The sequence below is a fragment of the Parasphingorhabdus sp. NYA22 genome, assembly GCF_976973735.1.
Map to the genome: position 1 here is coordinate 1,741,327 of NZ_OZ333477.1, position 21,164 is coordinate 1,762,490.

The 21,164-nt window shown below is 57.5% G+C and carries 19 protein-coding genes; 6 read left to right on the plus strand and 13 right to left on the minus strand.

The features are described 5' to 3' along the window. Positions 1-36 precede the first annotated feature (36 nt). Positions 37-345 (plus strand): Hpt domain-containing protein, encoded by a 309-nt coding sequence (locus ACWFTY_RS08415; protein ID WP_100095058.1) that lies wholly within the window; start codon positions 37-39, stop codon positions 343-345. 198 nt (positions 346-543) lie between these two features. On the opposite strand, the gene ACWFTY_RS08420 is transcribed toward ACWFTY_RS08415, so the two are convergent. Both ACWFTY_RS08420 and ACWFTY_RS08425 read right to left on the minus strand, forming a co-directional pair. Next, positions 544-1,560 (minus strand): NADP-dependent oxidoreductase, encoded by a 1,017-nt coding sequence (locus tag ACWFTY_RS08420; RefSeq protein ID WP_447526813.1) that lies wholly within the window; start codon positions 1,558-1,560, stop codon positions 544-546. Positions 1,561-1,618: 58 nt separating this feature from the next. Further along, on the minus strand, positions 1,619-1,792 hold the full coding sequence (locus tag ACWFTY_RS08425; protein WP_447526814.1) for a phosphoribosylglycinamide synthetase C domain-containing protein: 174 nt from the start codon (positions 1,790-1,792) through the stop codon (positions 1,619-1,621). Between the two features lie 224 nt (positions 1,793-2,016). Between ACWFTY_RS08425 and ACWFTY_RS08430 the strand changes: the two genes are divergently transcribed. From ACWFTY_RS08430 to ACWFTY_RS08440, 3 genes are all read left to right on the plus strand, one after another. Beyond that, positions 2,017-3,222, plus strand: coding sequence for a hypothetical protein (locus ACWFTY_RS08430; RefSeq protein WP_447526815.1), 1,206 nt, complete (start codon positions 2,017-2,019; stop codon positions 3,220-3,222). Between the two features lie 72 nt (positions 3,223-3,294). Beyond that, on the plus strand, positions 3,295-4,335 hold the full coding sequence (locus tag ACWFTY_RS08435; protein ID WP_447526816.1) for a hypothetical protein: 1,041 nt from the start codon (positions 3,295-3,297) through the stop codon (positions 4,333-4,335). Further along, a complete protein-coding gene (locus tag ACWFTY_RS08440) occupies positions 4,332-5,732 on the plus strand; it encodes a sensor histidine kinase (protein WP_447526817.1) in 1,401 nt (466 codons plus the stop codon). The genes ACWFTY_RS08435 and ACWFTY_RS08440 overlap by 4 nt, the downstream gene beginning before the upstream one ends. 46 nt (positions 5,733-5,778) lie before the next feature. Here ACWFTY_RS08440 and ACWFTY_RS08445 read toward each other — a convergent pair whose 3' ends face one another. Continuing rightward, positions 5,779-7,062: a citrate synthase gene (locus ACWFTY_RS08445; RefSeq protein WP_447526818.1), complete on the minus strand. Its 1,284-nt coding sequence runs from the start codon at positions 7,060-7,062 to the stop codon at positions 5,779-5,781. A 27-nt stretch (positions 7,063-7,089) separates the two neighbouring features. Continuing rightward, positions 7,090-8,493, minus strand: a complete 1,404-nt coding sequence (gene gltX, locus ACWFTY_RS08450) for a glutamate--tRNA ligase (protein WP_447526866.1) — start codon at positions 8,491-8,493, stop codon at positions 7,090-7,092. A gap of 70 nt (positions 8,494-8,563) precedes the next feature. Here gltX and ACWFTY_RS08455 point away from each other — a divergent pair, with 70 nt between their 5' ends. Next, positions 8,564-10,780, plus strand: a complete 2,217-nt coding sequence (locus ACWFTY_RS08455) for a ComEC/Rec2 family competence protein (RefSeq protein ID WP_447526819.1) — start codon at positions 8,564-8,566, stop codon at positions 10,778-10,780. On the opposite strand, the gene lexA is transcribed toward ACWFTY_RS08455, so the two are convergent. The 9 genes from lexA to ACWFTY_RS08500 all read right to left on the minus strand — a co-directional run bounded on the left by lexA (position 10,774) and on the right by ACWFTY_RS08500 (position 18,913). Continuing rightward, positions 10,774-11,466 (minus strand): transcriptional repressor LexA, encoded by a 693-nt coding sequence (gene lexA / locus ACWFTY_RS08460; protein ID WP_447526820.1) that lies wholly within the window; start codon positions 11,464-11,466, stop codon positions 10,774-10,776. The two genes, ACWFTY_RS08455 and lexA, sit on opposite strands and share 7 nt — an antisense overlap. A gap of 145 nt (positions 11,467-11,611) precedes the next feature. Then, the gene (locus ACWFTY_RS08465; protein WP_447526821.1) at positions 11,612-12,451 is read right to left on the minus strand and encodes a hypothetical protein; all 840 of its coding nucleotides are present in this window, start codon (positions 12,449-12,451) and stop codon (positions 11,612-11,614) included. 158 nt (positions 12,452-12,609) lie between these two features. Beyond that, positions 12,610-13,500 carry an IS1595 family transposase gene (locus ACWFTY_RS08470; RefSeq protein WP_447526822.1) on the minus strand — a complete coding sequence of 297 codons (891 nt, stop codon included), beginning with the start codon at positions 13,498-13,500 and terminating at the stop codon, positions 12,610-12,612. 227 nt (positions 13,501-13,727) lie between these two features. Then, positions 13,728-14,657: a GGDEF domain-containing protein gene (locus ACWFTY_RS08475; RefSeq protein ID WP_447526823.1), complete on the minus strand. Its 930-nt coding sequence runs from the start codon at positions 14,655-14,657 to the stop codon at positions 13,728-13,730. Between the two features lie 252 nt (positions 14,658-14,909). Then, positions 14,910-16,094 carry a molybdopterin molybdotransferase MoeA gene (locus tag ACWFTY_RS08480; protein ID WP_447526824.1) on the minus strand — a complete coding sequence of 395 codons (1,185 nt, stop codon included), beginning with the start codon at positions 16,092-16,094 and terminating at the stop codon, positions 14,910-14,912. After that, the gene (moaC, locus tag ACWFTY_RS08485) at positions 16,091-16,561 is read right to left on the minus strand and encodes a cyclic pyranopterin monophosphate synthase MoaC (RefSeq protein WP_447526825.1); all 471 of its coding nucleotides are present in this window, start codon (positions 16,559-16,561) and stop codon (positions 16,091-16,093) included. Before moaC ends, ACWFTY_RS08480 begins: the two co-directional genes overlap by 4 nt. Continuing rightward, entirely contained in the window at positions 16,558-17,349 is a 792-nt protein-coding gene (trpC, locus tag ACWFTY_RS08490; RefSeq protein WP_447526826.1) for an indole-3-glycerol phosphate synthase TrpC, read from the minus strand. Before trpC ends, moaC begins: the two co-directional genes overlap by 4 nt. Then, a complete protein-coding gene (gene trpD, locus ACWFTY_RS08495) occupies positions 17,346-18,332 on the minus strand; it encodes an anthranilate phosphoribosyltransferase (protein WP_447526827.1) in 987 nt (328 codons plus the stop codon). The genes trpC and trpD overlap by 4 nt, the downstream gene beginning before the upstream one ends. Continuing rightward, positions 18,329-18,913 carry an anthranilate synthase component II gene (locus ACWFTY_RS08500; protein ID WP_447526828.1) on the minus strand — a complete coding sequence of 195 codons (585 nt, stop codon included), beginning with the start codon at positions 18,911-18,913 and terminating at the stop codon, positions 18,329-18,331. Before ACWFTY_RS08500 ends, trpD begins: the two co-directional genes overlap by 4 nt. A 169-nt stretch (positions 18,914-19,082) precedes the next feature. Between ACWFTY_RS08500 and ACWFTY_RS08505 the strand changes: the two genes are divergently transcribed. Continuing rightward, positions 19,083-21,164, plus strand: coding sequence for a M13 family metallopeptidase (locus ACWFTY_RS08505; protein ID WP_447526829.1), 2,082 nt, complete (start codon positions 19,083-19,085; stop codon positions 21,162-21,164).

Sequence of the window (21,164 nt, forward strand, 5' to 3'; positions counted from 1 at the left end):
ACCATAAGTTAACCATATTGCGTGTAAACGGCAGGAATGTCATTTGATTATGGAGCTTTAGATGCCGCTCTGACGGCTGCAGTGGGGGATGATCAACCCCTTATTGCAGAATTGCGTGCGGCTTTTCTGGAGAGCGCAAAACGGCAGGTCGACCTGCTCGGAAGGGCCCGTTGTGACGCCAATTGGGAATATGCCGCCTGGCGCCTGAAAGGACTGGCCGCGAGTTTCTCTGCGACCAAGATTCTCCAGCTCGCCGACGAGGCCGCCCATAGCGCGCCGGGCGATCCGGTCATCTTGCAGAAACTGGAACGCGCCGTTTCTGCGGTCGAGGCCCATCGGGACTGATATTCCGGCTCCTGCGCGTCGAGTCCGTCGGTATCACCAGAATATCGGGTAATGTCCCGGTTCAAATTTCCGTTTCCGCCCCAAAAGCGGTCGTTCATGTTATTCGGCTCTAGTGTCTGCTTTGTCGGTATCGTAGATCGACCGCAACATTCCGCTATCGGGATGTTGCGGTCAATAAAACCTACTTCCGCCGGAACCCTAAACCTTGACGAGCATCTTGCCGGTGTTCGCGCCGGTAAACAACCCGATGAACGCGTCCGGTGCTTTCTCCAGTCCCTCCATCACCGTTTCACGGCCCTTCACAGCGCCCGATGCAATCAGTTTCGCCATATCGGCGTTGAATTCGGGCACTTGCGCGGCGAAATCGGGATAGAGGAAGCCTTCGATCTTTATGCGCAGGCCAATGATCATGGTCAGATATTGCATCGATTGCGCCTGTTGATTGTTGTAAACGTCAATCATCCCGCAAATCGCCACACGGGCGCGTTCGTTGGAGCAGGCGAGCGCCGCATCGAGATGTTCACCGCCGACATTGTCAAAATAGACATCAACGCCGGATTTGCCGAGTTCTTTCAAGGCTGCGCGCAATTGCGGCAATACCGGACCGGCCTTGTAATCGATGCAGGCATCGGCGCCGATTTCTTTAACCCATGCACATTTATCAGCGCCGCCGGCTGATCCGATCACGGTCATCCCCTTGGCCTTGGCTATCTGGGTAACGGTCGAGCCAACCGCGCCAGCCGCCGCAGACACGAAAACGGTTTCGCCTTCTTTGGCCGCGCCGACTTTCAGCAAGCCAAACCAGGCAGTGCCTCCGGGCATTCCGATGATTGACAACCAATGTTGGTCGGGAACACCGAGATCGGGAAGTTTCACCGGTGGCATTCCGCCTTCGGGAGGATTGCTGCCGCCAGCGACAGCAGTGTCGCGCCAACCCGCCATATGCAACACTTTGCATCCGACTGGATAATCCGCGTTGTTGCTTTCGGTCACCGTGCCGACCGCGCCGCCGGTCATCGCTTCACCGATGCCGAACGGGGGAGCATAGCTTTTCACGTCATTCATCCGGCCGCGCATATAGGGGTCAACCGACAGCCAGCTATTGGTGATGCGATATTCGCCTTCGCCAAGCGGGGCATCGGCTGCCTCTATCAACTGGAAATTATCAGCCACCGGGGTACCGGCGGGACGGCTCTTCAGGGCCCATGCACGCATATCGATTTCCTTTTTTGTTTTGTTTAACCGTTATTGTAGCGGCTATTTGCGAAACACACTAACGTTTCGCGCGTTCAATTTCACTCCAGCCAATAACGCGCCGGCAAAAGCCGTTTTTGAAATTCACTTTGTCGACCGCCTCATCGGCGCTTGATGGCGCTTCGGTTGTGTACGTGCCCAAAGTCGTCACGTTTAGCATGCGACCAGCATTGGCGACCAGTTCGCGATCCACGACGGCAGTCCCAATTTTCGGGGACAGTATACCAAATGCAAGCCAATCCAGTGTCCGCATTCGAGATGGCACTGCCGTTAGAAAACAGGCGTTTCGCTGGCCACTTCCCACCCAAAAGCGGAGATTCAAACCGATAGATTGCTGAATATAGGTTGGCATGTCCGCACGCCACCATCTATGGACAGGAGCATGCTTCCTCTTCATCGTTCGGGACCCCAAATTTCGTGAAACTGGCACTGATTTCTCTGGCAAAAGACGATCTTGACGGTACCGGGCCAATAGCCCTGCTGCCGTTGTTCGCCGGCACTTTGCTCGATTTGCAGATTCAGGCCGCGCAGCGCTTCGGCTGCGAGAAATTTATCTTCCTCTGTCCAGTGACCCACGGCGCGCTTTTACAGAAAATCGACGAGATGAAGCAGCAGGGACTGGATGCAGAATATGTTCGCAGCCCCAGTGACCTTGTCCAATATGCCAGTGATCAGGACCATATCGTCTATATCGCCGACGGCATCATTCCCAATGACGAGATTGTCGGTCAGCTGAGCGGAGCGCCGCAGGAATTGCTGTTCACCGTGCTGCATGCCGAGGAATATCAGGAATTCGAGCGTATTGACCTCAACCAGCGCTGGCTCGGGATCGTCTCGCTCAACGCAGCGCGGCTGGTTGCCATGATTGATATTCCGGATGAATGGGAGATCGGATCGGCACTGCTGCGGACCGCTGTTCAGGCCGATTGCCCGCGCGCGATCATCTCGGACCGACGGATGGGATCGGGCGCGATTTCCCATATCCAGAGCGAGATCAGCGCGGCGCAATATACCCGGCGCAAGTTGCGAGAAATGCCCGGCGAAAAGGACAATTTCCTGAACCGCTTTCTGCTGCGCCCCCTGATCAAGCGAAGTCTTCCCAGGCTGTGGACCAGGAAGGCTGCCCCGCAATATCTGCAGATTTTCTCACTGGCTGCGGGACTTGCCGGCATAGCGACGGCGGCTTTCGGTTATTCTATTCCTGCGCTCGGCCTGCTGTTTTTCGGCAGCGTTGCGCAATTTGCCCGGACCTCGATGGTGCAATTTGACAGTGTCGTGAAAATTCGGGACTGGACCGCGATGGCGCTGGATGTGATTGTGGCCAGCGGTGTGGCCATTCTGTTGCTGCAGGCCTCTGACGCGATCACCATAACGCCCAATCTGGTTATTTTCGCATTGCTGCTGGCGCATCTGCTGCTCTTGCGCGCCGCGCCGGAGAATATTCGCTTCGCCCTGATCAGGCCGGATCTGCGACTGATCCTGCTGATCCTGCTTGTGACCAGTATTTTCGGGCCAATCAGCTACGGCATTTACCCCGCCGCGCTCTACTCCGGCCTGTCGCTCCTTCTCGATCGCTATTTGGCCAAAAAATCGCCGAAAATATCTGGTTCGCGGGGCGAATAGAGCAATATTCGGCTTAGCGGCTTGTTAACCACATTAGGTTACGGCCTAGCTATGGCACAGCGAGTTTTCCCGATGGATCGAAGCAAGCATAATGATATTGTCCGCCACGCTAGCGCGATGGCCGATAAAGCCTCGTTCGTGGCTGATGATTTTGCGCAGGCCCTGTTTCCCAGAACCGACGTTATTTTCAACGACCGCATGCGTTCGAATGCACAGCAATATCTGCGTAGCGTCGTCGGCCAGATTGAACAACGTATCTGCATCATCGCGACCCAGGATCTGGGCGTCAGCCAGCAAGTGCTGCTGGGTATCGCACAGGGCGGTGATGGCCAGAGCTATGCCATGCTTGAGCAATCCGGTCTGCTGAAGGCCCCCGAAATCGTCCAGCATCTCTTTGTCAAAACACAGCAGAGCGAACTGGCGGCAAGATTGCTGCAGAAGATTTCGCAGGAAGATCTGGAATCGACGCTGACCCGCCATCTGGATCATGAGGATCCGGCTGTCGCCGAAGCGGCGATGGGATTGCTGATAGCCCAGTCCAAGACAACCGGTGCGGCAGGTCAGATTGCCGCCAGTCTTGCCGATTTACCGCCGGAAATTGCCTATGCCTTTGCCTGGCCGGTAACCGCCGCGCTTGCCAAACTGTCCGGTTTCTCCGGCCCGCAGCTGCAGCAGGCGACGGAACGGCTGCTCGCCGCGCATGACGAAAGTGCTGGCGTGGCGCGCAAGGCCGAGCGTCTGGCCCAGTTGCTCGACCAGTCCGAAGCAGAAAAAAATTCCATTCCTCATCCGATGAGAGACGGCCTGACGCTGTTTGTCGCGCGGCTTGCCCGGCAATCCGGCCTGACCAGCGACCAGATTGTAGCCTTCACGGCCGAGCCGAATATGGCGCGTTTTGTCGTTGTCATGCGTGCGGCGGATTTTCCGGTACAGGAAGCCCTGTCGATATTTGCCGCGCTCGACGGCGGCGACCATATTCTGACTGCGGCAACCTATGGCGAGACCGACCGGGACCGCTGTCTGGCCTTGGTGTCGCGCTGGGCATCACCTGATGCCTATCAGAATGCCGAACGGCTTCTTTCCGATGACTTTCTGGATATTCAGAGAAAATGACCACCGATCGCAAATTGACCGAGCCGGTGTCGGGGCAGGTGGATGTCGATGGATTGCTTCTTTCGGCCGATCAGCTGCTGATGCGGCTTCATTTGCGCTGTGGCGGCAAGGAGGGCGGGCCTTTGGCTGTGCCCGAACTGGCCGAATTGTGCCGTCTCAGCCGCCGGCTGGGCATGAATCTCTCGCGCCCGGTACAGGCTTCGGATGACGAATCCCGCATTGAAATGTGGGTCGAAACGCGATTCTCTGCCTCGGACAAGACAGATCCGCTCAGCCTTTCGATCATCGACTGGAAAGAATATCCGCATGACGAGAGCGACAAGGTCGATCCGTCGCGCGAGCGCGATTTTGACCGGCTGGAAGGCCGGGGAGCGATTCGCACCGATGCGGCGCTGCGGATCATTGCCCAGCAAATGTCGGGAGAAGCAGGGCAGGATTTCGACGTCATCGGCCAGTCTCTGCTCGACATATATGACGTAATTCCGCCTTCGGCGAACGCGAGTCTGCTGGAAGCCGTGGCCGAGCGCCAGCCGATCCGCAATCAGCGGATGCGGCAGAAGAATGCAGCGCAACGCCTGTTCGTGCTGCAGGGCAATCCGCTTATCGACAAGGCCGGCTTGTTCGCCGGCTATCGTTTCACGGCGACGCCGGACGACGCGCCAGATGTTCCGGCAGCCAATGGTACAGATATAAAGCATGCCAGCGGAAAACTGATCAGTGACAGCCTGTTTGGTATGCAGCTGGGCCCGGCCCTGCGCCAGCCACTCGGCAAGATTATCGCCAATGCCGAGACGATCAGCAGCAAGCTGGAAGGCCCGCTACGCGGCGATTATGCCAGCTATGCCAAGGATATTGCTTCGGCGGGACGGCATTTGCTCGACCTCGTCAATGATCTCTCCGATCTCGAGGCGATCGAACGACCCGAATTCACCGTTGCTGGCGATGATATCGATCTGGTGGATCTGGCACACCGCGCGGCAGGCTTGCTCGCGGTCAAGGCGGCAGACCATCATATCCGGATAGATCTTCCAGACGAGAGCAAAAAACGTCCTGCCCGCGGCGAGTTCCGTCGGTCACTGCAAATTCTCGTCAATCTTATCGGTAACGCGATTCGCTATTCGCCGGATGGTTCGGTGATCAAGCTGCGGGTCTCTGCCGAAGAGGGCTTCGCCCGGATTGCCGTGACCGATCAGGGGGACGGGATCGCTGCGGAGGATCTGGAGCGGATTTTTGAGAAATTCGAACGTCTGGGACGGTCCGGCGACGGCGGTAGCGGGCTGGGACTGTTCATTTCCCGACGTCTGGCTCGCGCGATGGGCGGCAGCCTGACCGTAGACAGCAAGGCCGGCAAGGGGTCGACCTTCACCCTGTCACTGCCAGAGCGGAAGACCGCATAAAAAAGGGGAGCACGCCGGCTCCCCTCTTTCTCAATATCTAAAGTCTTTACCGCTTGTCGATCGACACATAGTCGCGCTTCGCAGGGCCCGTGTAGAGCTGACGCGGGCGACCGATGCGCTGGCCTGGATCGGAAATCATTTCGTTCCACTGTGCGACCCAGCCGACGGTGCGGGCGAGGGCAAACAATACCGTGAACATCGAGGTCGGGAAACCGATCGCCGACAGGATGATGCCCGAATAGAAATCGACGTTCGGGAACAGTTTCTTGTCGATGAAATACGGATCGTTGAGCGCCATTTCTTCCAGCTTCAGGGCAACATCAAAGACCGGATCCTTGACCTTCAGCGTTTCAAATACTTCACGCACGGTTTCCTGCATCACCGATGCACGCGGATCGTAATTTTTGTAAACGCGGTGGCCAAAGCCCATCAGACGGAACGGATCGTCCTTGTCCTTGGCGCGTGCAATATATTCCGGAATGCGATCGGGGTGGCCGATTTCCTTCAGCATGTTGAGCGCTGCTTCATTGGCGCCGCCATGGGCAGGGCCCCAGAGGCAGGCTATGCCGGCCGCGATGCAGGCAAACGGATTGGCACCCGAAGAACCGGCAAGCCGGACGGTCGAGGTCGATGCGTTCTGCTCGTGATCGGCATGGAGGATGAAAATCCGGTCCATTGCTTTTTCAATCGCCGGATGCACTTCATATTCCTCGGCGGGAACGCCGAATGTCATGCGCAGGAAATTGCCGGTGTAGGACAGTTCATTATCCGGATAGACGAACGGCTGACCGATCGAATATTTATAGGCCATGGCGGCAATGGTTGGCATTTTCGCGACCAGACGGTGGCTGGCGATCATCCGCTGGGCGGGATCGTTGATGTCGGTGCTGTCATGATAGAAAGCCGACAATGCGCCAACCACACCGCACATGATTGCCATCGGGTGGGCGTCACGACGGAAGCCCTGATAGAAACCGCGCAATTGCTCATGCACCATCGTGTGGCGCGTGATTGTATTGGTGAAGTCGGAGAATTCATCCGCCGTCGGCAATTCGCCACGAAGGAGAAGATGCGCGACTTCCATGAAGCTGCTGTTCTCGGCAAGCTGTTCGATCGGATAGCCACGGTGCAGCAATACGCCTTCGCCGCCATCGATGAAGGTCAGCTCGGATTCGCAACTGGCGGTCGAGGTGAAGCCCGGGTCATAGGTAAAGGCACCGGTCTGGCCGTATAATTTGCGAATATCTACGACATCAGGGCCTACTGTGCCCGTCAGAATCGGATATTCATGAGTGTCGCCATTGATGCTGAATTTTGCGTTATCGCCCACGATATTGTCCTTTCTGCTCCTGAAAAATCAGGTTTTTTCTATTTGATCTGCAAGACGCCCCAATGATTCTTCTTTGCCAAGAAGTATCAGGACGTCAAAAATTCCGGGTGAACTGGTACTTCCTGTCAGTGCCGCGCGCATAGGTTGTGCGAGCTTTCCTAACCCCAATTCGGCAGACTCCGCGATCGCTTTTATGACTTCTTCCGTTGCCTCAAGTGTCCAGTCTTCCAGATCAGTCAAGCCAAGGTGAATCGATTTAAGCAGCGTCCTTGCATCATCGTCTAGCAGATTTTCTGCCCGTTCGTCGAGGCCAAGTGGGCGTTTTTTAAAGAGAAAAAGACTGGATCCGGCCAATTCGATCAGATTTTTCGCCCGGCTTTTCAAAACCGGCATGGCTTTGCCGAGCAATTCACTGTCCGGAGCGGATAATGTTGTGCCCAATTCCTGCTCTATCCAAGGGGTCGCGAGCCGTACGAGGGCCGCGTCGTCGGCCTCCCGCATATATTGGCCGTTCAGATTCTGCAGCTTTTTTGCGTCGAAGCGCGACGGCGATTTGCCGACGCCTTCCAGCGCAAACCACTCGATCGCCTGTGCCCGGGAGATGATCTCGTCATCCCCGTGGCCCCAGCCGAGGCGCAGCAGATAGTTGAACATCGCGTCGGGCAATATGCCCATGTCGCGATAGGCGTCCACGCCCAGCGCGCCGTGGCGCTTGGACAATTTGGCGCCGTCATTGCCGTGAATCAGCGGAATATGCGCGTAAACCGGCTCGGCCCAGCCCATCGCCTTGATCAGCGCCAGTTGCCGGAAAGCATTGTTGAGATGGTCATCGCCGCGGATCAAATGGGTGACGCCCATGTCATGATCGTCGACAACCACGGCGAGCATATAGGTCGGCGTACCGTCGGAGCGCAGCAGGATGAAATCGTCAATCTCGCCATTCTGGACCGACACATCGCCTTGCACCATGTCGGCGATGGTGACCTTGCCGGCGGTTTCGGTTTTCAGGCGAATCACGAACGGCGCGCCTTCCGGGGCTTCCGAGGGATCGCGGTCGCGCCAGCGGCCATCATAGCGCATCGGCTTTTTCTCGGTCCGCTGCTTTTCGCGCATTTCGGTCAGTTCGTCGGGGGTAGCAAAACATTTATAGGCATTGCCCGATGCCAGCAGTTCGTGGGCGACTTCGGCATGGCGTTCGGCGCGTTCCGACTGGAACACCGTTTCGCCGTCCCAGTCGAGGCCCAGCCAATCAAGCCCTTCGGAAATCGCATCGATCGCTTCCTGGGTAGAGCGGGCCTTGTCGGTATCTTCGATCCGCAGCAGCGCTTTTCCGCCGTGATGGCGGGCGAACAGCCAGTTGAACATGGCGGTACGGGCACCGCCGATATGCAGGAACCCGGTCGGGGAGGGGGCAAAGCGGGTTACGACCATATTTGTCTCTTTCGGCTGTTCAGCATCATTTGAATTCACGCTTGCAAGGTCCCTGTGATAGGTATTTGAAATGCGGGATGGATTGAGCCCGAATGGCACCACAGGCACCGGTTCCGGTTCGACTGGCACCGCCCTTAGCACGCTGTTTCATCCCCGACAATTGTCTGATTTATGGCAGGGCGCGCAACTCTCCAAATTGATTGAAACGCAGCTCGAGAAGGAGCGGGACAAGCTTCCCTTATGGGTGCCGGTGGCGCTGGGCTGCGGCATTGCGTCCTGGTTCAATCTGGCCAATCCCGCCTGGTGGCTGGCCTTCATCAGCCTGTGCGGCGGCATTGCCCTGCTGGCCGTGGTGGCCGGAAGAGACACAAGAGCCGGCAAGGCTTTGTTCTGGTTCACGCTGCTGGCCGCCATCGGCTGCGCGCTGATCTGGTTTCGGTCGTGGAGCGTTGCCGCGCCAGTACTGGAGCGGCCGCTTGTCACCATTTTCAATGCCGAAATCGAGCGGGTCGAGCCGGTCCTGGCCCGCGATATGGTTCGTCTGACGCTGAGCACCGGCGATAATCCTGAGCTGCCGCCACGGGTTCGGGTCAATGTGCCGCTTGATCGGGCCGGTCCCGGTTTGCAGGACGGCGCGCTGATCCAGTTGCGCGCGCGTTTGATGCCACCGGCGATGCCGGCGCTGCCGGGCGCCTATGATTTTTCGGAACGGGCCTGGTTTCAGGGGCTGGGCGCTACGGGGCAAGCGCTGGGAGATGTCCGGATATTGCGTCCTGCCGATCCGATTTTCGCGCTGTCCCGATATCGGCAGCAGCTGTCGGCCCATGTCCAGTCGCAAATGGCGGGTGCTGCCGGGGCGATCGGTGCGACCCTGGCCACCGGCGATCGTGGTGCGATTGACGAAGCCGATGCCGAAGCGATGCGGCGCAGCGGACTGGCGCATTTGCTGTCGATTAGCGGCCTGCACGTGACCGCCGTCGTCGGCGCTATCTATCTGCTGGTGCTCAAGCTTCTCGCCTTGTCGCCACCGCTAGCGTTGCGCTTTCGATTGCCGGTAGTGGCAGCTGGTTGTGCTGCGCTGGCGGCGGTTGCCTATACGCTGATGACCGGGGCGCAGGTGCCGACGATCCGGGCCTGCGTCGCCGCCTTGCTGGTACTGGTCGCGCTGATGATGGGGCGCAGCGCGATCACCTTGCGGATGGTCGCAGCCGGGGCGCTGTTTGTCTTGATATTCTGGCCCGAATCGCTGGTCGGGCCGAGCTTCCAGCTGAGCTTTGCGGCGGTTACCGCGATCATCGCGCTGCACGAGCATCCGCGGATCAAGACTATGTTCATGCTGCGCGAGGAGAGCCTGCTGCGCCGCGCCGGACGGTTTATCTTTGCGCTGTTCCTGACCGGTCTGGTGGTCGAAATCGCGCTGATGCCGATCGCGCTCTACCATTTTCACAAGGCAGGGCTTTACGGCGCGCTGGCCAATATCATCGCCATCCCGCTGACGACCTTCGTGATCATGCCATTGGAGGCGCTGGCCCTGGTGCTGGATAGCGTCGGACTGGGCGCGCCGGTCTGGTGGCTCTGCGAACAGGCACTGGGCAGCCTGATCGCATTGGCCCATTTTGTCTCAAGCCGGCCCGGAGCGGTGACGATGTTGCCGACCATGAACGTGATCGCCTTCGGACTGGTGCTGCTCGGCGGCCTCTGGCTCTGTCTGTGGCGAGAGCGCTGGCGCTATTGGGGTGTGATCCCGGCAGTTATCGGGGCATTGCTCATCATCACAAACCGCGCACCGGATATCTATATCACCGGTGACGGCCGCCATGTCGGTATCCGCAACGATCAGGGAGAGCTGGCGATGCTCCGTACCAGCGGCGGAGACTTTATTCGCGACATGATCCGTGAAAATGCCGGCGTGGAGGGGAAATCGCAGGCGCTCGAAGACTGGCCGAATGCCGATTGCAACGCCGACAGCTGTCTGGTCACGATCCGTGCGGGCGAGCGGGACTGGCAGATATTGGCGACCCGCAGCGCTCACTATATTCCGTCCCTGGCATTGTCGGCCGCCTGCCGCCGCGCGGATATTGTGGTCAGCGAAAGACGGCTGCCGCAAAGCTGTGCGCCGCGCTGGTTAAAGGCCGACCGCAGCCTGCTGTCACAGGTTGGCGGCATGACCATCAATCTGGAAAACCAGCACATATCTGCCGCGCTAGGCTGGACCGGCAGGCATATATGGACCCGCTATCGCGCCGCTGCGACCGGAGGCGATGACAGCGGCAAGCGGGATCAGTAGCGGCGCAGCAATCCGGCCATCTTGCCCTGAATGCGCACTTCGCCTTCGCCATAAATCTGCGGCTCATAGGCGGCGTTGGCGGGGTCGAGGCGGATGCTTCGACCCTCCTTGCGCAGATATTTCAGCGTCGCTTCTTCGTCGTGGATCAAGGCCACGACAATCTCGCCATCGCGCGCGACTTCGGTTTTCTGGATCAGCGCGTAATCGCCGTCGAGAATGCCTGCGTCGATCATCGAATCGCCTGACACTTCCAGCGCAAAATGTTCGCCGGGGCCGAGCAGGGCGGCCGGGACGCTGAGCGCCGACTGGCCTTCCATCGCCTCGATCGGAGCGCCAGCGGCGATCCGGCCGTGCAACGGAATTTCCAGCACATCATTATTGGCAGCCGGAGCAGGATTGGAAATGACTTCGCGCACCGGTGTTTCCGGGTGCAGCGAGACAACATTGGAGGGCTCCGCTTCGTGCACGCCGCCTTCCGGCAGCTTCAACACTTCCAGCGCGCGCGCCCGGTTGGGCAGGCGGCGAATGAAGTGCCGCTCCTCGAGCGCACTGATCAGCCGGTGAATGCCCGACTTGGACTTGAGCCCGAGCGCTTCCTTCATTTCCTCGAACGAGGGAGAAACGCCGCTATCCTTCAGCCTGTCATCAATGAAACAGAGCAATTCATGTTGCTTTTGCGTGAGCATGTCCAAAATCCTGTTCAGGGAACGAATAAAGAACAATTATGAAACAAAACAGGTTAAGTCAAGCGGGAAGTGATTATCCCTCTTGCATACGTAACACCGAGCGACCCCTCCTTAAGCGGGGAGATGGGCGGTGATTAAGCTGGCTTTACTCTGCTTTTTTACGATCTTCCAAGGGGATGAAGTCCCTGCCAGTTACCTTCCGAGCACCTTTAGTAGTGGTAAGTGCATAACCCTCTGTAATTCGATCAATATCTCCGGACGGCAACTGGTAGCTACCGAAAATCCTAACGTACAACTCGTACCCAACTGGCAAGTCAGAGCCTGCGTTATTAATCTTCATAAACTCGGTTTGGCCTGGGAAAACCGTAGTGCCATTCGTGTCATCCAGTTCAGGAATTGGACTTGCATAAAAAACTGGTGGCATAGCAACGGAGTCTCCATCTTTCAAAAAGTTAGTGGCTGGAGTTTTCCCAATGTTCTTGAAGCACACGCTAATACTGCCATCTTCATTCATTTTAATGGCGTTGACTATCAACCATGGTCTTTGCGCATTCTGAGCAATTCTATTGGCTTCAAAGCCAGCATTAGCCGCGCGCCTAGCTTCCCAAAAAGTGTAAAAAACCAGACCAATACCAAAGAATCCTACGGCCATAGCTATTATAGTAGCTCGTCCAGTAGTGCGGCTCCACAAAGCGGCTTTTTGCTGTGCCTGAAGATCGTATTCTTTGCGACGTCCTTCGCGGGCTCGTTCTTGTTTCTCAAATATGCACTTATCGATCTCCGCAGACGAGATCATGGGGCATTCGTCTTCCACGCCTATGTAGGGGGATTGTGTGTAATCATGGGCATTTTCGGCTGCTTGATGGTCTATAGCGGCCTCTAGGTTTTGGGAAGATATCCACAACCAAGCACCTATAGCGATGCCAAAAAAGGCTATAATAGCCAATCCTAATTTGGATTTTGAAAATTCTGGGTCTTTCTTCACAACCGAGTTAAAACATCAATTTGCAGAAGAGTCCATCAACATGGTAGAACGCGATATGACCACACTTAAAGAAGCCCGACAAAAGGGCAAACTCAAAGAGTTCATCAAGGAACACGAAGCCGACCATGACGGCGACGAAGCCGCCATTGCGGCAACGCTTAGGTCAATGGTTGGTAAGTCGAAACCAGTTCCGAAAACATCGTCTCGGGACGGTGACGGCGATTGAAGCGATATTCCGCTTCCTTTGCATATTTCCAAAGGTGTTGCGGCGAAACGTGAATGTGAGTGCCAAAGATACCGCGCTTCAACTGTGACCAGAAACCTTCAATCCCGTTGGTGGTCGTGCCGGTAGGGCTAACCCACTGCTTCTCGCTGTGATTGACTGTCTTGTGCCAATATTTGTGACCCGTTCCGTCCAGACCAGCATAGCTCATGAAATCATCTGTGTGGATCTCGGTATGTGCCAGCACGTTGGCAACGATATGGCCCTGTAGCGTCGATTTGCGGCGATTAGGGATAACAACCGTCATGACTTCGCCGTTACGCTGCAACATACCCATGATCGCTGTCTTGCCGTCTTTGTTGCCCGGTCCGCCACCATGATTGACACCGCCGATATAGGTTTCGTCAACCTCAACGATTTTCATAAAGCCGCCTAGGGGGGTTTCGCCGTCTACATCGGCCATATGTTCACGGATAAGGCCAGCCATGCGCCATGCAGTCTTGTAAGTGACGCCTAGCTGGCGCTCCAATTCCTTGGCTGCAACGCCGTGGCGGGTGGTGGTGAACAGATAGATCGCATAGAACCAAAGCTGCAAAGGCGTCCGGCTCTTTTCAAAGGGAGTGCCAACAGTCGGGTGCAGGTGGTGGCCGCACCACTGGCAAGAATAAGCGCGCTCTGCTTTGATCCTATACCAGTTTGAAGCCTTTTCGCACTTTGGGCATTCGTAGCCCTGTCCAAAACGAACATCAAAGATATGCTGCAAGCAAGTCTCATCATCTGGGAATTGCCGAAAGAATTGCGCGATTGTGAGGGGCTTCTGTTTCATGCCTATTATGTAGCATAAATTACTACGTATGGCAAGGGGATAATCACTAAGCGGGAAGTGGTTGCGCTTTTAGCAGAACGGTAGGCGACTTGGACAAATTGCTCCGCTGCCTCAATGGCGGCTATCTGGGTTTTTGGTTGAAAAGCTGGCGTTCCAGACACGCCCAATAGTGGTTGTTGCATCAGGATCTTTCGACACGTGAAACACTGATCTTTTGATTCGGGAGCCTAGTCGGAAGGAAATATTTTTCGATTCTTGGCGCAGTAAAGCGCTTCGTCGGCCGTGTTGAACAACGTTTGGGGATTATATTTACCGTCCTTGCAGGCGAAAGCAAAGCCGACCGATACCTTCAGCGTCAACAAACATCCGTTCCACTGTATTGGCCTGAGAAGGCTACCAATAAGAGATTGTAATTCAACCTTAGTCTGTGCGCGCGATATCGAAGATGGCAGCAACACTGCAAATTCGTCACCGCCAATTCGCGAGACCAGATGGGCGTTGATGAACGCTTTGCGAAGATTATCCGCAAGGTTGACAAGACATGCGTCGCCAGCAGCGTGACCCCAACGATCATTGATTTGCTTGAAATCATCAATGTCAAACAGGATCAACGTGCCGATGTCGTCCAACGCAACGCCATTACTCGACTGATCTAGAAAACGTTGAAAGCGGGTCCGGTTAGCAACGCCGGTGAGCGGGTCGCATTCAGCTTGCGCCCGGAGAAGTTCCCATCGCATACGATCATCTGTTATATCCTGCTTCATGCCAAAAAGCATCTCGGTCCGCCCGTTCGAACCTCGTGTCGCAGCGGTAATTCGTATCCAGCGCTCGATTCCGTCAGGGCGAACGATGCTTGCGTCCAGTGTGAAGCCAGCGCGTTTCTCTATCGCCTGAGATCGTTTCCGCTCAAGTAACTCGCGCGATTCCTCGCTATAAAGTTCGATCGCGGACTCCCGGTCCAAGGCGTCGACACTAGTCAGACCAAAAATGTCAAAAACGCCGTCGGTCCAGTCAAGCCGTTCATTTGCAAGATCGCATGACCATGCGCCAATGGAAACCAATGGAGCGGCTTGGTCAAACAGGTCCAGAGACCCCAGCCGTTTATCCAAATTTGTCGATGTTGCGTTATTAAAATTCTTCGAATTTAATTGATTCATTGGCTCCATCATTTGCTGCGGCCTGAAGCTGAATTTCAGCAAGGACAAGCATTGTTGCGTAGCGCCGCCATGTGAAGATTTCGTTTAGCCCGGTTCAACTATGAGGGAATAGTCAGCAATTCACCCATTTTGAGCTTTTCAGCGCGTTTTATCAGGGCGCTGATAGCGGACGGCCTCTGGGTATATGATAAAAAGCCAGAGAAAGTCCGCGTAAATTGTTGGTACGAATATATTTTCTCCGGACGCTACCAACTATATCGCAATATAAGGCACCATCTCACCAACATCCGCCGCCTCTGCACCCGCAGGCCGGTACAGAAGCGCATTCGCCGCCGCGAGCACCGAAAGCTTCGCACTGTCCTGGCTGCCAAAAGGCGTGATCCCGGCCTGATCGACCTTGGCGCGGAGGAATTGCGCACGGGGGCCAATGGCGGGAAGGGCTTCGCTGGCCGGGACGCTCTGATATTCTGGCAGGTAGCGGCCGGCTCCGGCCATGAAGCGGATCAGCGGCAGCAGAAACAGGGTCGCCGAGACAAAGGCGGAGGCAGGGTTGCCTGGGAGGGCCAGGATCACCGTCTTGCCGAGCCTTCCGGCCATCACCGGCTTGCCCGGTTTCATCGCGATCTTGTAGAAGTCGATTGCGGCGCCAAGCTTTCGGAAGGCGGGGCCGACCAGATCATGATCGCCGACCGATGCGCCGCCGATGGTGACGATGATATCGCAGTCCTTTGCGCTTTCCAGCGTCTGGCACAAGATATCCATATCGTCCGGAATCCGGCTCAGGCTGCGGGTTTCGGCGGTCAGGCCGGAGAGCATGGCTGACAGCATGACGTCATTGCTGGCGGGTATCTGGTGGGGCAGGGTGTCGCTGCCCGGCGCGACCAGTTCGTCGCCGGTCGAGACCACGGCCACGCGGGGCAGTGTGCCGACCGATACCTCGCCATAGCCAGCGATTACCGCTTCGCCCAAAGCCGCCGCATTGAGCAGGCTGCCTGCGGGTAATCCGACGCTTCCTTGGTTGAAATCGCCGCCCTGATGCCGCACATGGCGGCCTTTCTCGGGTGAGGGCTCTGCGGTCAGGCGGATGGTGTCGCCGTCTGCCCCGACATTTTCCTGCATGACCACGGTATCGGCGCCTTCGGGCAGCAGCGCTCCGGTGAAAATACGGGCGGTTTCTCCGGCTTTAAGCGCGCGGCAGGGCGGTCTGCCAGCCGGACATTCACCGACCAAGGTCCACGGCCCATTTCTATCTTCAAAGCGGATCGCATAGCCGTCCATCGCCGACATATCGGCCGCCGGTTGCTCGCGCTTGGCGATCAGGTCTGTGGCGATATAGCGGCCGAGCGCATCATGGACGGAAAGCGTTTCGGCGGGCAGGCGGGCCGCCAGCGCGATCAGGCGCTGCTGCGCTTCGTCGAGAGGCAGCAGCGCGCTCATCGCGCGACCCAGTCTCCCGATTTTCCGCCGCTTTTCGAGAGCAGCCGGATGTCGCTGATCACCATATCCTTCTGCATCGCCTTGGACATGTCATAGATTGTGAGGAGTGCGATGGAACAGGCTGTCAAAGCTTCCATTTCGACGCCGGTCTTGCCGGACAGGCGGGCCATGGACGAGACCTTGATAGCGTCATCGAGAAAGGTGAAATCGACCGCCACCTTGGTGAGCGCCAGCGGGTGGCACAAGGGGATGAGATCGCTGGTCTTTTTTGCCGCCATGATCCCGGCAATGCGGGCGGTCGCCAGCACATCACCCTTCTTCATGGCGTTCGCTTTTATAGCCTCCAAAACTTCCGTTTTCATCGCGATCCGGCCCTCAGCATGGGCTTCGCGAACGGTGTCGGCCTTGCCGCCCACATCAACCATATGGGCCGCGCCGTCGCCGTCGATATGGGTCAATTTGCTCATTGGGTTCCTGTCAGCAGCTGCCGGGTTGCGCTCTCCACATTAGCCTGCCGCATCAAGGATTCACCTACCAAAAAGGCGCGCGCGCCGGATTGCGACAAGCGCTGGCAATCCGCATGGGTGAATATGCCGCTTTCGGAAACCATGATCCGGTCGTTGGGCACCAGCTTGGCCAGCCGTTCGGTCTGGTCGAGGCTGGTCTCGAAGGTCTTGAGATTGCGGTTGTTGATGCCGAGCAGGGGCGATTGCAGTTTCAGCGCCCGTTCGAGCTCCGCTTCGTCATGCACCTCGATCAGCGCGTCCATACCGAGTGACAGGGCTTCCGCCTCGATCTCCGCTGCCAGAGCATCGTCCAGCACCGCCATGATGATCAGGATAGCGTCCGCACCCAGCGCCCGCGATTCAGCGACCTGCCAGGGGTCGACCATGAAATCCTTGCGCAGGCAGGGCAGGTTGACGGCGGTGCGAGCGGTGACAAGATAATCATCGGCGCCCTGAAAATAGGGCTGGTCGGTCAGAACCGACAGACAGGCGGCTCCACCCGCCTGGTAGGCGCGGGCGTGAGCGGGAGGATCAAAATCCTCGCGGATCAATCCCTTGGACGGGCTGGCCTTCTTGATCTCCGCAATCAGGGCGAAGCCGTCAGCCGATTTTTCCCGGATGGCGGCGATGAAGCCACGCGGCGGGGTCTGGTGCTCGATATCGTCGCGCAGCGCCGCGGCTGATACATTAGCCTGCTGTTGCCGGACATGGTCGCGTTTGGTGGCACAGATTTCATCAAGCTTGTTCATTGATTGGCGATCCAGCAGTTGAGCATGGCGTTGGCAAGTCCCTTGTCGAGCGCTTCTGCGGCTTCCTCGACGCCTTCTTCCCAGCTGTCGACTTCGCCCGCAACCATCAGCGCCGCCGCGCTGTTGAGCAATACGGCGTCGCGATAGGCGGACTTCTCGCCCTGCAGCAGCGATTTGAGTGCCGCAGCATTATAGTCGGCTTCGCCGCCCTTTATCGCTTCCGCCGGGTGGCGGGTCAGGCCTGCATCTTCCGGTGTTATGCGGCTGATCGTGACGCTGCCGTCGCTGATCATGGCAACGCGGCTGGGGCCGGAGATGCTGAGCTCGTCGAGCCCTTCCTCGCCGGAGACGATCATCGCCTTGTCATAGCCCAGTTGCAGCGCCGCTTTGGCATAAGTTTCGACCAGATCGGGCGAGGCCACGCCGATCAGCTGGCGTTTAACCTTCGCGGGATTGCACAATGGGCCGAGCAGATTGAAGATCGTCCGGCGGCCGATGGCCTTGCGGATCGGTCCCAGCGGACCGAGCGCGGGATGATGGTTGGGCGCGAAGAAAAAGGCGATGCCGATGTCGCGCAGATTTTGCTCGGCCTTGTTGGCTGCTTTCGCCAAATCCAGCCCGAGCGCTTCCAGCGTGTCCGCCGCGCCTGATTTGCTCGATGCGGCGCGGTTGCCATGCTTCGCCATCGGTATTTCACAGGCGGCGACCACCAGCGCGGTGGCGGTGGAAATATTCAGGCTGTGGCTGCCATCGCCGCCGGTGCCACAGACATCAATCGCATTGGCAGGCGCGTCGACGCCGATCATCCGCGCGCGCATTTCTGTTGCTGCTGCTGCGATCTCAATGGCAGTTTCGCCCCGGTCGGCTAGCGCGACCAGAAAGGCGGTGATTTCGTCGGCGGAACAGGAGCCATCAAATATCGCGGAAAAAGCTTCGCGAGCAGACGCTTCGGACAGGGCGCTCGCCGGATCGGGCAAGGTCATACCCTTTCCTTCGCTTCGATCCCCGCAATCGCCATGAAATTGGCCAGCAGCGCGTGCCCATGTTCGGTGGCGATACTCTCAGGATGGAATTGCACGCCGTGAATCGGGAGGCTTTCGTGGCGGAAGCCCATCACCGAACCGTCATCGGCGGTCGCGTTGACCGGCAGGCAGTCTGGAATATCCTCGACAATCAGCGAGTGATAGCGGGTCGCGGTATAAGGCGAGGGCAGGCCGGCAAAGACGCCGCTGCTGTCATGGGTGACCGGCGATGTCTTGCCATGCATCAGCCCGCCGCGCACGACCTTGCCGCCGAAATGCTGACCGATGCTCTGATGGCCGAGACACACGCCGAGCAAGGGCCTTGCCGCATCGGCGCAGGCCGCGACCAGATCAAGCGATATGCCGGCTTCATTGGGGGTGCAGGGACCTGGTGAAATCAGGAGGGCCTGTGCGCCGGTGGCCAGCGCTTCGCTGGCGCTCAGCGCGTCGTTGCGCTCTACGCGAACCTCCGCGCCCAGTTCCATCAGATAATGGACCAGATTGAAGGTAAAGCTGTCATAATTGTCGATAACCAGAATCATCAACCGCGTCTAACGGGCCGTGTTTGACCGGCCAAGCAGAATTTCGTTCTTTCCGCTGTTTGATGCTGATCGGGGGGCGACCAGACAGCGCAATTTTTCGATCAACAGCAATTGTAATTTGCGCGCCGAGCGTCCACAATATTATCAATTGAAACCAAAGGATCTTCCAATGAGAACCAGTCATGTTTTCCTGTCCGCAGCTGCATCGCTGCTCGCCCTCTCGGTTAGTGCACCAAGCCTGGCAAAAGACGCTGCCGCCGAAGTGACGGCAGATGAAAATGTTGCGAATACAGAAAAAGCGGAAATCGGCGCATGGGGAATTGATCTCTCCGCGCGGGACATGTCGGTGACACCCGGTGCGGATTTCTTCCGTTATGTGAATGGGCATTGGTTGGATACGGTAGAGATTCCCGAGGACCGGTCGCGCTATGGTTCGTTCGACATATTGCGGGAACGATCCGACGATCAGGTCCACGCGATACTCGACGATCTCGCCGCACGCGGTGACGGAGCCGATGCGCTGGATCAGAAAGTCGGTGCATTTTACGGCGCATGGATGGATCAGGCTACAATCGAAAAACTCGGAACCAAGCCACTCGAACCATATCTCGCGAAGATAAAGGCCGTCGAGGATCGCGCGGGATTGCTGAAACTGTTCGGAACCGTCGGCTATGCCTCGCCGGTCGGGGTGGGTACCTTGCCTGATCCTGCCAATCCCACCCGCTATGTTGTGGCAGCCGGTCAGGCTGGACTGGGCATGCCCAGCCGCGACTATTATCTCAAGGAAGGCGCGGAATATGACACGTTTCGCGCGGCCTATCGGGATTATCTGATCAAAATCCAGGAACTGGCCGGTATCGGCGATGCTGCTGCCAAGGCCGACCGGATCATTGCACTGGAAACGGCCCTCGCCAAATCGCAGTGGGAGCCCGAGCGGCAGCGCGATATCAAACAGATTTACAACCCGATGAATCGCGAGCAGTTGATGGAACTGGCGCCGGAATTCGACTGGACCAGCTGGCTGGAAGCCAGCGGCTTTGGCAAGGTCGATACGATAATAGCGGCCGAAACAACCGCAATCACCGCGAGTGGCAAACTGCTCGAAACTGTCCCGGTCAGCACCTGGAAAGACTATCTGGCGGCGCATTTCATCAGCGATAATGCGGACTATTTGCCGAAGGCGTTCGACGAGGCAAAATTCAATTTCTTCAGCAAGGCGCTGCGCGACATTCCGGTCCAGAAAGAGCGCTGGAAACGGGGTGTCGATCTGGTCAACGGTCATATCGGCGAAGCGATCGGCCAGAAATATGTCGATCGCCACTATCCTGCCGAAAGCGAGCGTCAGATGACCGAACTGGTCGCCAATCTGACTGCGGCTTTGGGCGAACGGATCAGCAAGAGCGACTGGATGGATGCAGCGACCCGCGGCGAAGCACAAAAGAAGCTCGACGCTTTTGAACCCCGGATCGGTTACCCGTCGAAATGGATCGATTATTCTCCGCTCGTGGTGAAGCCGGATGACGTGCTCGGCAATGTCCAGCGGGCCGCAAAATTTGCGTTCGATGTCGATCTGGCTCGCTTGCCACATCCGGTCGATCGCGAGCTGTGGGAAATGAATTCGCAAACCGTGAATGCCTATTATAATCCGCTGCTCAACCAGATCACTTTTCCAGCGGCGATATTGCAGCCGCCGTTTTTCGATCCCAACGCCGACCCCGCGGTCAACTACGGCGCGATCGGCGGTGTGATCGGCCATGAAATCGGCCACGGCTTTGATGATCAGGGGCGCCAGTTTGACGGCACCGGCAAGCTGCGCGACTGGTGGACAAAGGAATCCGCAGAAAAATTCGAAGCGCGGACAAAATTGCTCGGGGCTGCCTATGACAAGTTTGAACCGGTTCCCGGCGTTCACGTCAACGGCCAGCTCACGATGGGCGAAAATATCGGTGATCTGGGCGGCCTCGAGATGGCCTATTCCGCCTATCGCCGATACGTCGCCAGCCATGGCGAGCAGCCGGTAATCGACGGTCTGACCGGCGACCAGCGCTTCTTCCTGTCCTGGGCCCAGGTCTGGCGCGGTAAATCCCGCGAAAACGCGCTGCGCGAGCAATTGCTCACCGATCCGCACAGCCCGACGGAATATCGGGTGGATGGCGTTGTCCCCAATATCGACGCCTGGTACAAGGCATTTGATATCACGCCCGACAGCGCCATGTATATTCCGCCCGAAAAACGCGTGAAGATCTGGTAG

Bases quoted from the DNA above. Each gene is read 5' to 3' on its own strand.
- ACWFTY_RS08415 (WP_100095058.1), top strand. From the start codon at position 37: ATGTCATTTGATTATGGAGCTTTAGATGCCGCTCTGACGGCTGCAGTG.
- ACWFTY_RS08420 (WP_447526813.1), bottom strand. From the start codon at position 1,560: ATGCGTGCATGGGCCCTGAAGAGCCGTCCCGCCGGTACCCCGGTGGCT.
- ACWFTY_RS08435 (WP_447526816.1), top strand. From the start codon at position 3,295: ATGGATCGAAGCAAGCATAATGATATTGTCCGCCACGCTAGCGCGATG.
- ACWFTY_RS08440 (WP_447526817.1), top strand. From the start codon at position 4,332: ATGACCACCGATCGCAAATTGACCGAGCCGGTGTCGGGGCAGGTGGAT.
- gltX (WP_447526866.1), bottom strand. From the start codon at position 8,493: ATGGTCGTAACCCGCTTTGCCCCCTCCCCGACCGGGTTCCTGCATATC.
- ACWFTY_RS08455 (WP_447526819.1), top strand. From the start codon at position 8,564: ATGCGGGATGGATTGAGCCCGAATGGCACCACAGGCACCGGTTCCGGT.
- lexA (WP_447526820.1), bottom strand. From the start codon at position 11,466: ATGCTCACGCAAAAGCAACATGAATTGCTCTGTTTCATTGATGACAGG.
- ACWFTY_RS08470 (WP_447526822.1), bottom strand. From the start codon at position 13,500: ATGAAACAGAAGCCCCTCACAATCGCGCAATTCTTTCGGCAATTCCCA.
- ACWFTY_RS08475 (WP_447526823.1), bottom strand. From the start codon at position 14,657: ATGAATCAATTAAATTCGAAGAATTTTAATAACGCAACATCGACAAAT.
- ACWFTY_RS08480 (WP_447526824.1), bottom strand. From the start codon at position 16,094: ATGAGCGCGCTGCTGCCTCTCGACGAAGCGCAGCAGCGCCTGATCGCG.
- moaC (WP_447526825.1), bottom strand. From the start codon at position 16,561: ATGAGCAAATTGACCCATATCGACGGCGACGGCGCGGCCCATATGGTT.
- trpC (WP_447526826.1), bottom strand. From the start codon at position 17,349: ATGAACAAGCTTGATGAAATCTGTGCCACCAAACGCGACCATGTCCGG.
- trpD (WP_447526827.1), bottom strand. From the start codon at position 18,332: ATGACCTTGCCCGATCCGGCGAGCGCCCTGTCCGAAGCGTCTGCTCGC.
- ACWFTY_RS08500 (WP_447526828.1), bottom strand. From the start codon at position 18,913: ATGATTCTGGTTATCGACAATTATGACAGCTTTACCTTCAATCTGGTC.
- ACWFTY_RS08505 (WP_447526829.1), top strand. From the start codon at position 19,083: ATGAGAACCAGTCATGTTTTCCTGTCCGCAGCTGCATCGCTGCTCGCC.